The 14417-nt window shown below is 59.2% G+C and carries 8 protein-coding genes; 2 read left to right on the plus strand and 6 right to left on the minus strand.

Annotation, left to right across the window (positions count from 1 at the left end):
• Nucleotides 1-21 precede the first annotated feature (21 nt).
• Nucleotides 22-618 (plus strand): MarC family protein, encoded by a 597-nt coding sequence (locus tag J3P81_RS21860; RefSeq protein ID WP_230148745.1) that lies wholly within the window; start codon nucleotides 22-24, stop codon nucleotides 616-618.
• A gap of 18 nt (nucleotides 619-636) precedes the next feature.
• On the opposite strand, the gene J3P81_RS21865 is transcribed toward J3P81_RS21860, so the two are convergent.
• A complete protein-coding gene (locus tag J3P81_RS21865; RefSeq protein WP_434560869.1) occupies nucleotides 637-1461 on the minus strand; it encodes a hypothetical protein in 825 nt (274 codons plus the stop codon).
• Nucleotides 1462-1684: 223 nt separating this feature from the next.
• Here J3P81_RS21865 and J3P81_RS21870 point away from each other — a divergent pair, with 223 nt between their 5' ends.
• Nucleotides 1685-2347, plus strand: coding sequence for a hypothetical protein (locus tag J3P81_RS21870; protein ID WP_434560871.1), 663 nt, complete (start codon nucleotides 1685-1687; stop codon nucleotides 2345-2347).
• 100 nt (nucleotides 2348-2447) lie between these two features.
• Here J3P81_RS21870 and J3P81_RS21875 read toward each other — a convergent pair whose 3' ends face one another.
• The 5 genes from J3P81_RS21875 to cobG all read right to left on the minus strand — a co-directional run bounded on the left by J3P81_RS21875 (nucleotide 2448) and on the right by cobG (nucleotide 14223).
• Nucleotides 2448-9521 (minus strand): TcdA/TcdB pore-forming domain-containing protein, encoded by a 7074-nt coding sequence (locus J3P81_RS21875; protein ID WP_434560873.1) that lies wholly within the window; start codon nucleotides 9519-9521, stop codon nucleotides 2448-2450.
• 335 nt (nucleotides 9522-9856) lie between these two features.
• Nucleotides 9857-11557 carry a precorrin-3B C(17)-methyltransferase gene (gene cobJ / locus J3P81_RS21880; protein ID WP_434560875.1) on the minus strand — a complete coding sequence of 567 codons (1701 nt, stop codon included), beginning with the start codon at nucleotides 11555-11557 and terminating at the stop codon, nucleotides 9857-9859.
• The gene (locus J3P81_RS21885) at nucleotides 11554-12285 is read right to left on the minus strand and encodes a precorrin-2 C(20)-methyltransferase (RefSeq protein ID WP_434564154.1); all 732 of its coding nucleotides are present in this window, start codon (nucleotides 12283-12285) and stop codon (nucleotides 11554-11556) included. The genes cobJ and J3P81_RS21885 overlap by 4 nt, the downstream gene beginning before the upstream one ends.
• A complete protein-coding gene (locus J3P81_RS21890; protein WP_434560877.1) occupies nucleotides 12285-12911 on the minus strand; it encodes a precorrin-8X methylmutase in 627 nt (208 codons plus the stop codon). Before J3P81_RS21890 ends, J3P81_RS21885 begins: the two co-directional genes overlap by 1 nt.
• Nucleotides 12904-14223 (minus strand): precorrin-3B synthase, encoded by a 1320-nt coding sequence (gene cobG / locus J3P81_RS21895; RefSeq protein ID WP_434560879.1) that lies wholly within the window; start codon nucleotides 14221-14223, stop codon nucleotides 12904-12906. The genes J3P81_RS21890 and cobG overlap by 8 nt, the downstream gene beginning before the upstream one ends.
• Nucleotides 14224-14417: the final 194 nt, after the last annotated feature.

The raw sequence follows: 14417 nt of genomic DNA on the forward strand, positions 1-14417 counted from the left end.
CCTCTGTCACGAGCCTTGACCATGCTCCATGTGCTGTTCAGCGTTTACCTGAAAATGTTGGTGCTCTACAGCCCCTTTTTCGTGCTGTCGTGTTTTATCAGCCTGACACGCGGCTATTCCCGCAAGGAACAGCGTCGCCTGGCCTGGAAAGTCGCGACCGCAACGCTGGTTTCCAGCGTGTTGCTGTATTTGTTTGGCAGGGTGATCTTCAGCGTGTTCGGCATCACGGTGGATGCGTTCCGTATCGGCGCTGGCAGCGTCTTGTTCATTTCGGCCTTGGGCATGGCCCAGGGCAAATCGGCGGTACAAACCGATAATGTTCAGCAGGACGTGACCATCGTCCCGCTGACCATTCCGTTGACCGTCGGCCCCGGCACCATCGGCGCCCTGCTGGTGATGGGCGTAAGCCAGCCGCACTGGGACGACAAGCTCATGGCGATCATCAGCATCGCCCTGGCCAGCTTCACCGTCGGCGTGGTGCTGTACCTGTCCAGCCGCATCGAGCGAATCCTCGGCGACCAGGGCTTGCAGATTGTCAGCCGGCTGATGGGGTTGTTTGTCTGTGCGCTGGCGGCCCAGATCATTTTCACCGGGGTGAGAGGCTATCTGGTGCCGTGACCTTGGCCGAGAGAGGAATTAGCTGCTCTTGCGGCGGCTGAAGCGTTTACTCAGAACTTCCCTGCGATGCTTGCCCAAATACCCTTCAATATCGTTCCTGAGTGCCTCGTAACGTTCCGGATTGAAGGTCACGAACGATTTGCCCCGGAAGATATCCCGTGCCGACGCACGCCAGTTCACGAAAAGAACGCCACCGTTACTTGAGGAGCCGGTCTGTTTTATCGAACTGGAGGATGCGATGAGAATACCGTTGGGTAACTGCTCACAAGGAAGGACAGACAGGCGCGCACCATCGGCGGATTTGACTTGGGTGTTGAATAGGTCAATGGTCTCCTTGTCCTGCTTCAAACCATCAATTGTCGTACTGACCACCGCACCAAGTACCGTTGCCGCCGGTAGGCTGGCTTTCACGCCATCGATAACTCCTTTGACGATGTCGCTGATGACATTGTCCATATCCACCTGTAGCGAATTCTCGGAATAGCGCGAGTAGCCGTCATCGGCCACAAAGCAGCCAAGATCCTGCAAGCATCGAATGAAAGCCTCATACCAGCCATGAGTATTCTTGCCGCCAGGCACTTCATAGTTGGCCTCCATGATTGACATGGTGATCAGGTTCTCCATGATCGCCATGTTATTGAGCGACATATTATTGCCATAACCCAAAAGTGCATCCCCGAGCATCAAGGCATCCATTTCCCTGTTGGGATTATCCTGCACTGTCTGCATAACGGACCTGCGCGTACGCCGCCCGGTATCAACCAACGCCTTCCGCCTATTGATGCGAGCACTCACCAACTCCAAACTTTGCGCAACGCTAACGACACTATCAAACTTTTCCATACTACTTTCCTTATTTAATGACTGACCGCTCCTGCGGACAAAAAACAATCTAAACCACGCACAACCAAACTCACAACCCAAAAGCAGATACGATATATGTCGCACCACCCTACCACCGCCAAAAAACATATTTAGACGACAACTATCATTCCTACCTTTATAAACACTCTGCGATAGTAGCCCTTCAACTAATCCACCCTCTCTAATGAAGGAAATTTTTGTCATGGCCGACAAAACATTAACCGGACTCGTAACGGGCCCGAATCTGTTCTCATATATCGGGGCACTTTCCCTACAGGACCACGACGACATTGCAGACTGCACCAATATAGCCACCCTATCGGCCGACCTCGGCTATCTCCGTCACGCCAACCCCCGCGATTGGTTTGGCGAATATGTCAACACACTGAATTTTCTCGGCTGGGGGCTTTATGACGGGTCTATCTTCGAAAGCACACAACACTCTTTATCCGGTTCCGTGGCAGAGTTCCTGGTACGAAGCGCCGACGCCATGCGTGATTCACGGCAAGCGAATGCGATGATCGATACATTGGACACCTTCAAGGCCAACAGTCCTGCCCTGTTATCGTTCGATACGGAAACGCTCCAGGGCGAGTCATTTCAAATCGCCCCGGCTCGATACGACTCACAAGGCAACCTGCATATCGCTCTGTTTAAGCTCGAACTGAGCGTAAATGTAAAAAGAAGCAGTTTTTTGTTCTGGAACTGGGAAAACCGCACTGCCCGAGTGATCCAACGCAAAGCGTACTTGAGACTTGACAGAAGCAGGCTGGACACACGAAGGGAATCAATCCGGAAGAAACTTGACGAGCAACTCATGAGACGATTTGCCCTACGAAGCAATAGCCGCATAAGCGGCCAGTAACGGAACTCAAGGGGGCGCTATCCGTTGAGCGTCCATTAAAAAGGGCTGCTAATGGATCACATCCGCAGCCCTTCTTCTTACCGCTCGATTTAGCCAGGGATCAACCCGCCAAATCGACTTCCCTCGCCGCCGATGTTTCCAGTAACTCCTTTAGCGTGATGCTCAGGCTACCCGACAAAGCGCCCACCTGCGTCACCCATGTCGAAACGGAATAGTAACGAGCCCCGTCGAAACTGAACCGCACATTGCCACGCAAGCTGACATCGGTGGCAAACACCTCACGACAAATCACACTGCGTCCGCTGTTCGGATCAAAAATCACCAGGTGTTCATCGACAATGCTCAACTGTAGTTGCTCAGGCTCCTTGAGGTCCCAGACCAACGTGCCGGGAACGGTTGCCTTGTCGGGCAACGAAGGCCGGCAGTCAAGGATGACCGACTGGACTTGCCACCAGATGGACGGTGGAAGTCGGTAAGTCACCGCACCTTCGCCCATGCGCAGGACCAAGGTTGTGACATCGTCTGGAAGCAGCGCGGGCAGATCATCAACCTTCGTTTCGGCGCTCTGGACAACCAGCACCTCGCCCTCACGCTGAACATAGCTGAGCGGTCCCGCATCCCCTTCGCGGGGGTATGTCAGCAGTTTCCCATCCTTGTTTTCGCGAAGTAATACGTTGGTCTGGTGCTGGGTTCCAAGCACCTCGAACCCCTGCGCGAAGGCAACCCTGGGCACGCGGATCATGCGCCCGGTATCGGCGACGAACCACGCCAGGCCATCAGGCACTTCCACCGTCAACAGGGCGCTATGGGAGACGGACCTCGCCAATCGCTCAAGCGCTTCTTGCTCTCGCCCGCCCTGGGTGACCACCCACTCACGGGTGACTCCGGTGAGCAAAGCGTGTCCAGGATCTCGCAGCATGATCACCAGGCCCTCCTCGGTGACACCACGCAATCCCGGTCCGTCGACCGTCAGGTTGACGAACTTCCAGGGCGCCCACTCACGTTTCGCAGGAGCCAACACGTCAGCCTGGAGCAACTGCGAACCTTGACCGAACGCGCGCTCCACCTGTTCATGATCGATCAGGGCCTGGCGAAGGACCTCGCCATTGGACATATCGAACAACCAGGCCGCCTCGCCATCCGGGGTGACGTTCAAAAGACGAAGGACGGTCGCGTGCTCCGGTTTAGCCAGCAGCAGCCTGTTGTCGATATACCAGGCGTACAACCTCGTCTTGCCGTCGTGCGCCACCAGCCCCAGAAGGTCGAAACGATCTGTGTTTTGCTTGCGGGCGAGTGACTCCAGGGCAGGCCACCAATGCTGTTGTTTCTGCGGCGGCGCCTTGAACCAATGTTCGTTTATGCCCCCAAACCCAAAGTCTCCCTGGCGGGTCAGGTTGAAGAACAAGCCGTCGGTCCTCATGGCCGCGTATCCGTTGTCCATGGCAACAAAATCCTCGACGAACCCTCTCTGCCGCCATTTATCGGACCAAACTGCCTTGCCATCGACAAGGGTGCGCTGCCGACGACACACCGTCCGGTATTTGCGGTCGAAAATCATGAATGCATCGATTTCGTCTGCCAGGCTCAACAGGGTCAGCTCGGTCCCGTCCTTGATCGTGTCACGCCAGCCGCGGTAGTGCTTGGGTGGCGGCACGGGACGAATGATCAGGTTATCGCCCCAGCGCACCCACGCCATATCCCTGTCTGCATCGTTCAGCTTCCAGCAGATCGATACAAAGGGCGCCGGTTGCCAGGTGACAGTTTCGAAAGTGTGCATCCCTCCAAACGTTGACGAATATTCAAAACCATCCGCAAGCACTAGCGACCAGTCGCGAAGGGTTTCGCTGCTCCCCAGAAGTGCTTCCAGATGGGGGTCCAAACCTCGTGTGATCGAAGTCAGCAGCAGTCTCTCATCCTGGATGACGTAAGCCAGAACATCGATGCTGCGATCCTTGCGGGTAATCTGCTGCACGATATGGATGATCCCCTGTGCGTCTGCCTCGACACTCTTGATCGCCGCCTTTACGCTTATTGAACCCCACAACCAATAGTGTCGGCTCAACAGCCCTGTCTTAGCGTCGACTTGCCAGATCCTCACATCCTTCGGGTCATAGAACCAGGCATAACCATTTACCACCGCCCCAAGCGATGTCGGTTCGTCACCTATGATTTCATCGCGGATGTAGAGGAAACGGTCCTCTTTCGAGTCGTACCAAGCCGTAACGTGTCGCGGGGGTTTCGGGTCTTCGAACGGAATCAGGTATTGACGAACCGGCGTGTACGGTGCCGTCAGCCGGTGCTGTTGGTTCAAGGCCTTGAAATGTTCCTGCAGTGCCTGCTGGCCCTGGCACTCCGGCACCACCTCCAGGACAACATTGAGCTGGCGAGAGCCTCGGTCTACCTGGAACACTTTTCCTTGGGCGGTCCGCAACAAAACCTCATGGCGTCCAGTTGCAGTGAATGTCACCTCAACGTCACCAATGGACAGACGTTCCGTGGATGGAAACTTGATATCGCTTTCCTCGGCCCAGGGAGCGTCCAGTATCCAGGTCGAATGACCTGATTGCGTTGTACCGAGAGCCAGCTTCACACCGGGGTTGATCAGCACCGCACACCGCTTGCCGGCGCCCTGGATGCGATAAGTGATCAATTTGTGCCAGATCGGCGGAAGCTCGGGGATCACCAGCGAACGATCGGTATCATCCAGCACTACATCGATCGTGGTTGAACTGTAGTCCGGCTCGAAAAGACGATGGAGGATGTAGTCACTGGGAAACGAATAGAAGGAAAAAAGGAACAGCCATTCGCCGTTCGCCTTTCTTTTCTCCAGGCGTCGCGCCGTGTCGAAACCGGTGTCATGGCGCCAGTTCGCAAAGGGCAAAGCCTTGTATTCGTAGCGGTAACAGGTCTGCGGAATGCACGGCAAGACGATGGCTTGGCCGGGGGGCGGCGTGAAGCTGACTCGAGACGGCAAGTCCAGTTCCCCGCGGATATAGATCGGCTGGCCGCGGTCGGTCGAAAACGATGGCACGCCAAAATGATCGTACAAGGGATACAGCGTGGGACTGCCAAGGTTCAGGGTTCCATCGGCCAGATTCACGGCGTCGATGATCAGCGACGGGCGTGGCTTCCAGGCGCCATGAGCCGCATCGAGCCGATAGGCGTTCAAATGGGCCTTTGCCACCTCATCGAAAAACAACCCGACCTGCTTGGCTTCCTCGGCAATAATGGCAAACCCTTGGGCCAGTGCGGCGACTCCGACGCCCAGCCCCGCCAGCAACACGGAAGCGCTGCCGAGGAACGCCCCGGTCGTGGCGCCAGCCATCAGGGCTCCCGCCGATAATGCAAGGCCGCCCGAATCGAAAGCCAGTTGGGTGCCAAACTGAGCGCGTTCAACATCGTTATGCGCGGTCGCTAATTGGTAGATGTCGAACCCGACATTCGCCAGTTGCAGCACCCCCCCCGTCGCTTCGCTCACAGTGGCGCCCACGGAGGCCTTGACCACCGGCGCGACGGTGCTAGCGATCAGTTTCTCCTCATCCAACGCTTTGCGAACCAGGCCGACCAGCCCGGCGACGTCGGCCACAGTGCCATGGGCCATTTGCGCGTAATTGACATAGGCATGCAATCGCACCGCCAGGGTGAGGGGACGGTCGGCCCCTTCCCGTCCCCTCAGCGCGTTCATCAACGCCTGGATGGCGAAACCGGCGTTCAACGTATGAACGCCGCCCACCGCATGGGCATCGTCCGTGGCGGTGGGCTGGTTGGCCAACGTCGAGAAACGTTCCGAAAGGTGGTTTTTTATGCGCAGGAGACGATGGTCATCGGTCTTGATCTGTACCGGATGCCCTGGATCGGCCGGATCGACCATGGTTATCCGGTACGTCCCGTCCGGATCACCCTCCAGAGTGTCGAACAGCGGTACGAGGCTTGAGGCAGACTCACTCGTCTGTTGCAAACGCGTTGTCGCGTCAGCGATCTGTTGCGCCCACCAATGGCCATCCAAGGCCAGCAAGCAACTGCCAAGTCGCGGATTGTCCTGGAGCGATTGTCCCCGGGCGCTGGCGATCCGCGTCCTGACAGAGCGTTGCGACTGGCCTCGTAAGGCGTCGGGTAGCAACAACTGCGAAACCCGTACCGTATTGGGTAATACCTCCTTTGCCACCCGGCTACCATCCAGCTCGATCAAGTCAAACGAAGGACGAGTCTCTTCGCCATATGCGCCGTACTGGGCGGCCATCCCCTGGGTGATAAAAAACTCTTCCAGCGCCTTCGTAAAACCCGTGGCGTCCTGATAATCGAACACGCCAAAATTCGGATCGTAGAAGTGGTAGGTTTCGTGTCCGCCTTCGACAGTCTTTGCGGCAAGCATGACGTGATTATCTGAATTGAGCATCAATGTACTGGCCGTCTTGCTCTGCAGAATATGCACGACCTCACCCAGATCAGCGCGTTCGAGGACATTACCCACGTTGTCCACTTTCATCTCACGCAACGATTCCAGGCTGCTCATGAAATCAGGCGAGTCCCCCTCGTCAGATGCCGCGATCGCCAGCTCGAATCGATTACACAGGGTCCGAATGGCATCCGCCCCCTGAGAAAAAGCAGCCGCCATGGCCAGGGACAATGGGTAGCAACGCCCAGCTACGCGATCACCCGGGCCCTGGAACAGTAGGTCCTGTGGTACGGACCTGAAAGCGTTCGGGTCAACGGCAAACAGAACAGTGTTCAACCGCCTGACTATCTGGCTCCGGTATTCATGCATCGCCGCTTGCTGGACGCGCTCTACGTATTGACCCCACTGACGTAACGTCAACGGCTTTTCGAGCAGGGACCTCCTCAGCCCCAACGCGGTTTCGTCATGCCGGGGAGCACCGTTCACCGCACTTTCAATCCCTGCCAGGAACGCCGGGGCCTGATGCGCATATAACGCGCGCTCGATTGCTGTGTAACGGTTCAGGGTTCCGGGTTTCTTGAAATCATTGAGCAGGTTTTCCAACTGCGGGCGAGCCGCGTCGAAACTGGCATTGTCCAGCCTCTTCAAACCGATCAATGCCCCAATCTGAAGGCGTTGCAGCGGTCCCAACTGGAGAACGTCAAGGTGCCCGCCAGCCATCTCGTTCAAGAGTTGCCCAATGGATAACGGTTGCACCCGCTGTTCGCGCGGTGGCGCTGGCATGAGTTTTCCGTTGCTTTGGGCACGAATGGATTGGCGGTCATCGAACCCCAGGGGAATGACCTCATCGAATACCACCTCACCGGTGTGGCCCTGACTCATCGCGGTGATGAAGGGCTCACCCAACTCATCGGCGAGTGGCTGTAGCACGTCGGTGGAGAGCACATGGCGCCCCTCGATCAACGGCCAGCCTTCCTCGAACTCGATACTGTACGGCTTGAGCAGTTCCGCCAGGTTCGCGGTGTAGCGGGCTTGCATCCGGCCTTCGGTCCAGCGAGCTTTTTCGGCTGCGAACCAGGCGTCCATGTCTTCGGTGTTTTCCTTCCATGAATGGTCCTGCTCTTCCTCCGTATTGTTGTTGAAGCCCGTCTTCAACCGAATGGATTTGCGTAGCGCTTGAGCCCCATGTGGCGTGAGAAACCTGCTCCCATACTCCATCAGCCCCGCCCGCACAGCGCCCGGCCCCGTCAGGAATATCGAACCCTGGGCCTGGGGACGTAAACCGTCACTGAAATAGTCCATTATTGCCACGCGAAGCCTCAAGGCATGGCTATCTTCAATGCTGACCTTTTCTTCGACGATATCGAATTCAACCTTGAGGACTCGCTCCGCAAGATTCAAGATGCGATTGGCCTCATGGAAATCGATATTATTTTTGCGGGCTTCGCGCTCAACAGCGAGCAGTGCCTGATGATGAATCTCGAAGCGCTCGATAATGGCATTGACCGCAGCCGACCCCGGATGGCTGATAATCAAGGCATTGGATTCCCCCCCTTCGATTTGGGCCAGGCGCAAACTGTCGGCACGCGCGCTGCCATCCGTGAACGGAGCAAACACTTGCTTCAACGACGGGGTAGTTTTTGCAAATTGTTCCAACGCCCCGCGATGCTCTTCAGGGATGGCGGCAGTGTAGTCCTTGTATCGATCGGCCAGCGCCTGGCGACCCGGCATCCAATCGGGATTATTGTTGAGCAACAACTGCAACGCGCCCAGCCGTGGTTGCTTCTCCAGACGGTTGATATCAACGCCCGCCACGCCTTGGACAAAGGGCGGCAAGAAGTCCACATCGCTGTAGATACCACCTTCGTCATGCACCACCAGCATCCGCACAATGTCCGAGGCTGCCGCGAGGTTACCGCGCAAGGACATTTCACGATGATAAAATTCCCCCAGACGAGGGAAAGCCTGAAGCTCACGGACGTCGCGCAGTTGCATGCCTTCGTCGCTCAAACCGTGCATGACTTGAGCGTTCTTATTCTTCAGTGCGCGCAGAACACTTTCATCGCGTTCATATCCGCGAACCAACAAGTCTATGCGTGCTTCGTCCGCACGCTTACCCCGTTTGATAGCTCGGTCAATGTGCATTGACATCTGGCGCTTCAACGCCGTCACTCTCATCTCGTAGCGAGTGGCCAGATCATCGCCAGACGCCGCCGACTGCTCTTCGCCACCCCATGTATCAGCCTTCGCCGCCTCAACGATAATTCGCGTAGTTTCGTGTACCAATAGCCCATCCGGGTCATGCCAGACATTCACGGTGAAATCTTTGGGCATTACCTGTTTCCACAGGCGAAGGTAATCCAGCTGAATATCGCCCAAGCCTCCGCCAAGCCAAACAAAATGCAGTTTTCGTGGCACTTCGCTGACGGGTTGTTTCATTAACTCAATACGGTTGGACAGGCGCGTTTCGTAACTTTCTACCCTGCGGTGACTACGCCTCAGGCCCATATCCTCGCTGGCCGGGTCCGAAGACGATTCTGACGCACGCCTACGCCTGCTTTGCCCCTGAAGCGACTCCAAGGTTCTTTTCAGCAACGCCAAAGGCGTCAGCATTTCAGGCGTATCTCGCGTTTTGACACAGCTGTCATAGTATCTAAGCGCTGCGTCGTATCCTTCGGTACCTGTATAAGGCGTCAATATTCGCTCTAGCGCATCGCGCGCCACCAACTTGTCGAAAGTGGCGTAATCCCTCACGGGTGAATCCTTGAATCGTTTCATAAAACGGCAATTCCATTTGATATAACAGCCCGACGGGGCGGGCATTGTTTTAATCGAGCACTTCCCTGCACTCGTGCATACTTTTAAAAACCAATAGAGCAGTTCACATTTTACGGCACAAACATAACCGTCACCCGGGCGAACCTCAACCAGTCGCTGCGTCAATCATCATTCAAGATAAAACCATTAAAAAGTTACACTTCACCGCGAGACAGCAGAACACCGTCAAACAAGACCTGACAACTAATCTGAACTAACTCGCCTCAACGAATCGGTCGAGACTAAAAAAGGAGGGTAACTTAAAGACAGCGACCCGAACGGGCCGCCAGATTTTTTCAGAGCGGTTTATCGCCGTACCACCGTGGGGTGTAGACCCAGTTCCCACCCTCGGCACGAGGGAAGACACAGGTCGTGGAAGAACCCACAAGCACCATCGTGCGCATGTCGACCTGCTCCGGGGTCAACTGCCCCAGTGTCGTAACACGCAATGTCTGGCCGGGACGGCCTATGTCGCGCCCCAAGACCACCGGAGTATCCGGTGCGCGGTGTTCTGCCACGATCTCAAGCGCACGGCCCAGTTGCCATGGGCGAGAACGGGAAATCGGATTGTAGAACGCCAGGGCCAGGTCGGCTTCCGCCGCCAGGGCCAGGCGCTTCTCGATAATCGACCAGGGCTTGAGATTGTCCGACAGCGACATCACGCAGAAATCGTGCCCCAGCGGCGCGCCGGCCTGGGCGGCGGTGGCCAGGGAGGCCGACACGCCCGGCAGGATTTGCAAGTCGACGTTATGCCAGCCCGGGTCACTGGATTCATGCAACGCTTCGAGCACCGCCGCCGCCATGGCGAATACGCCAGGGTCACCCGAAGACACCACCACCACCGATCGCCCCTGGGCAGCCAGCTCAAAGGCGTGCCGGGCGCGCTGCATCTCTTCACGATTGTCGGTGCAATGCTGCACCTGGTCGGCACGGAAAGGGCCGGCCATGCGCACATAGGTTTCATACCCCAGCACGTCGGTGGCGCGGTCAAGTTCGGCGCGCACGGCCGGCACCATCAGCTCGGCCGCGCCAGGGCCAAGACCGATCACCGCCAGACGTCCGCGCGCGCGGCCGATCCGTTGCGGATCGACGGGTTGTGCGGCCACGGCAATGGCGATATTGCCCGTGGTCTGAATCGATACCGGCTGCCCCAAGGCACCGGCCAGCCACTGCGCGACGCTGCCGTCGGGCGCGGCGAATCGCAGCGGTACGCCCAAGGCCGAAGCGGCTTGCTGCAATTGCGGGCGCGCCATGTCGCTGTCCGCCGCCAACAGGCAGGCCAGTGACTGCACTGCAAGCCCCGCCTGGGCCAGCGCTTGGACAATGGCGGTGGAATCGTCTGACGCGCCGGCGCTCACCGCGACCACGACGTTGCGCGGATAGATGCGCAACTCATCCGCCGCCGGCACGCCCGCGGCACTGTCGACACGAATCGCCAGCCGCGCCTGTGCATCCTGTGGCAACTGCGCCTGGTCCAGCCACGGCGCCGAGCCCTCGATCCGCACCGGCTCACCGGCCAACAGGTCGGACACGAAGCGCTTGCCTTGCTCCAGGTCGCCAAGGCTGTAGCCGCCTGGCGGATTAAGCAGGCATGTGCCGAAACGCAATTCGCCGCTGGTGGTGATGGCCGGCGCGACTTGGAGCGCCCCGGCAATCTCGCGGGCCATGACGTTCACGCCCCCCAGGCCGCCCAGTAACGGCACCACGGCGCTGCCATCCTCGGCCACGGCGAGCACCGGCGGCTCGACGCCCTTCTCCAGCAACAGCGGCGCCAGCGTGCGGATGACAATGCCAGCCGCGCATAGCGCGATGATCGGCGAATCCTCCTGATAGAGCTGGCGCAACGTCGCGCCAAACTCGGCGTATGGCCGATCGCTGCCCTCGACCCGGCCCGCCAGCCCATGGATCAAAGCCTCGGGATAACGCTGCTGGATTCGCCGGGCCGTTGCCAGGCTGCCGGTGCCGAGAATGACAATGGCAGGAGCTTTTGCCGTCATCCCTGCCACCGTTCGCCAGGGACGATGATCAGCGAGAAATACGGCGAGGACATCGGCTCGACTTCATCCAGCGGGACGATTTTCTGGTTGGCCATGGTAGCTCGCTCCACATACAACGCCCGCCCATCCAGACCCAGCTCCTGCAACACCTGCCGAACCTTGGGGAAGTTGCGTCCCAGCTTCATGATGACCGCCGCGTCGGCGTCGGCCAGCCGGCGCTTGAGTTCCACGTGGGGCAATACCCCCGAAAGCACCGACAAGCTCTGGTTGCGATAGACCAGCGGCGCGCCGAGCACCGAGGCACCACCGAGCATCGAGCATACGCCGGGGATGACTTCGGCGACATAACGCTCGGCCAGCCGATCGTGCAGGTACATGTAGGAGCCGTAGAAGAACGGGTCGCCCTCGCAGATGACCGCCACGTCGCGACCAGCATCCAGGTGTACGGCCAACTGTTCGGCGGCGGTGTCGTAGAAGTCGGCGATCACCTCTTCATAGGACAGCGGCGCTGGCAGCACCTCGGTGGTGACTGGATAGACCAGCGGCAGCAACGTTTGCGCGTCCTGCAAATGGGCCTCGATGATGCCGAAAGCGTTGCCCTTCTTGCCCTTGGCGACGAAGTACGCCACCACGGGCGATTCGCGCAGCAGGCGCAAGGCTTTGACTGTGATCAGTTCGGGGTCACCGGGCCCTACGCCGAGGCCGATCAGGCGTCCTGGCTGCTGCATCATTCCACCTCCGTGGCGAGGGCGTTGACGGCGGCTGCGGCCATGGCGCTGCCGCCGAGCCGCCCTTGCATGATCACGAACGGCACGCCCCGGCTGTTGGCCGCCAGCGCCGCCTTGGATTCGGCGGCGCCGACAAACCCCACCGGAAAGCCGAGGATCAGGGCCGGTTTTGGCGCCCCGGCGTCGAGCATTTCCAGCAGGTAGAAGAGTGCCGTTGGAGCATTGCCGATGACCACGACGCTGCCTTCCAGGTGTGGGCGCCACAGCTCAAGGGCCGCCGCCGAGCGGGTGTTGCCCAGGTCCAGGGCCAACGCCGGCACGCGCTCGTCACGCAAGGTGCAGATCACCGGATTGTTGGCCGGCAGGCGAGCCCGCGTCACGCCCTCGGAAACCATCCGCGCGTCGCACAGGATCGGCGCGCCGGCCGCCAGCGCCTGGCGACCGGCCGTGCCCGCGCCCTCGGAAAACTGCAGGCCATCGACCGCCTCGACCATGCCGCAAGCGTGGATCACCCGCACCGCGAGTTTTTCCAGATCGGCCGGTATGCGCGCCAGGTTGGCCTCGGCGCGGATGATCGCGAAGGAGTTGCGATAGATCTCCTGACCGTCGCGGATGTAATCAAGCATCAAGGGGGCTCCGGGGATGAGCGTCGAGCCAGTGGTCGAGCGCTTCGATAGTCAGATTGTGCGCCTGCAACGCGCCGAAACCCGGCAGCGTCGCATCGCGAAAATACAGGTCATAACGACCGGGGGCGACCGCTAGCAAAGTGGCAGGCGCGATATGGGCCGCCGCGCAGGAACGCGGGCAACCGGACAAATGAATGTTCAGCGCCTGGCCACGGCGGTGCAGCCGCTCCGCCAATTGGTGAGCGTCGGCCTTGGTGTCGGCCATGGCCTTGGCGCAGCCACTGGACCCGGTGCACGCGATGAGCTGCGCCAGGGGCTGATCGCCCGAAACCAACAGGCCCAGCGCCTGAAGCCGCGCCAGTACACCGGCGGCGTTATCGGCGCGAACGTTAGGCAGCAACAGGCTTTGCCAAGGGGTGAAACGAAGGCTGCCGTCGCCCTTCTCCCGCGCCAGCCGCGCCGCGCCGCGCAGCATGGCGGCATCGAGCCGGCCCAGGGGAACCACGGCGCCAACGAAAACGCCATCGTCATGCTGGGGATGAATACCGATGTGCAGGCCATCGGTCGAAGCAACCCGCCGCCAATCCGGGCAGGGTTGCAGCGGTACCCGGCGGGCCAAAAGCGTGACGAATTCATCCGCGGAGAATTCAGCCAGCAACTCACGCATGCGGTTCTGGTCGGGGCGGGCCAGGTCGAGGAACAGCTCAAGTACCGCCACCACCAAGGCGTGCCCTTGGGCCAGGGGTACCCGTCCCGCCGGCTCGTCCAGCGGGACGCCAGCGAAGCCGAAGGCCAGCCAGGGCTCACCATCGCGTACCAACGCCGACAACCATAGGTCGTGGTGATGTTCCAACATCGCCAGTGCTTCTGCACCGTCCAGTTGCACGGCGAACTTGGCCGACAGTTCATGGAAACGTTCGTGGGTTTGCAACGTAGTGAGGATCTGTTCGGCCAATGGGCGAGTGTCGATGAGCATCCGCCGATCGATGCCGGCCGAGGGGCTGAGCATGAGATTGCGCACGTCATCGCCGGCCGGATTGCGAGGGCCAAGCCCAGCAGCCAGCAAAGACTCGATTAGCGCGTCGCGCTCGGGGCCGATCCCACGAACTTGCAGGTTGGCTCGGTTGGTCGCCTCGATCACACCGCCGGCGAACCGCTCGGCCACCAATGCCACGGCCTCGGCCTGGTCCGCCTGGATCGAACCGCCATCGAGCTTGATCCGACAGATCCCACCGTCCAGCGCCTGGACGACACGCAGCAACCCGGGGCAACCCGAGGGGCGTATGACGTGGCGGGACGGACGTTCGTTCAAGTTATAACCGGCAAGTAGGAGCGCCGCATCGGCGAAAGGCCGCCATTATGCCTGCTTTGCCTGGGGTCATGAAAAGCTTGCTGGTCGGATTGCCGATCGTGCATACACAAATCCTGTATCCATCACAAATCCCACTGTGGGAGCGAGCTTGCTCGCGATAGCGGTGTGCCTGAAAAAATGAGTGTTGAATGTGA

Origin of the sequence: Pseudomonas sp. R1-6 (genome assembly GCF_051132115.1) — a bacterium.
GTDB lineage: Bacteria > Pseudomonadota > Gammaproteobacteria > Pseudomonadales > Pseudomonadaceae > Aquipseudomonas.

Bases quoted from the DNA above. Each gene is read 5' to 3' on its own strand.
- J3P81_RS21860 (WP_230148745.1), top strand. From the start codon at position 22: ATGCTCCATGTGCTGTTCAGCGTTTACCTGAAAATGTTGGTGCTCTAC.
- J3P81_RS21865 (WP_434560869.1), bottom strand. From the start codon at position 1,461: ATGGAAAAGTTTGATAGTGTCGTTAGCGTTGCGCAAAGTTTGGAGTTG.
- J3P81_RS21870 (WP_434560871.1), top strand. From the start codon at position 1,685: ATGGCCGACAAAACATTAACCGGACTCGTAACGGGCCCGAATCTGTTC.
- J3P81_RS21875 (WP_434560873.1), bottom strand. From the start codon at position 9,521: ATGAAACGATTCAAGGATTCACCCGTGAGGGATTACGCCACTTTCGAC.
- cobJ (WP_434560875.1), bottom strand. From the start codon at position 11,557: ATGACGGCAAAAGCTCCTGCCATTGTCATTCTCGGCACCGGCAGCCTG.
- J3P81_RS21885 (WP_434564154.1), bottom strand. From the start codon at position 12,285: ATGCAGCAGCCAGGACGCCTGATCGGCCTCGGCGTAGGGCCCGGTGAC.
- J3P81_RS21890 (WP_434560877.1), bottom strand. From the start codon at position 12,911: ATGCTTGATTACATCCGCGACGGTCAGGAGATCTATCGCAACTCCTTC.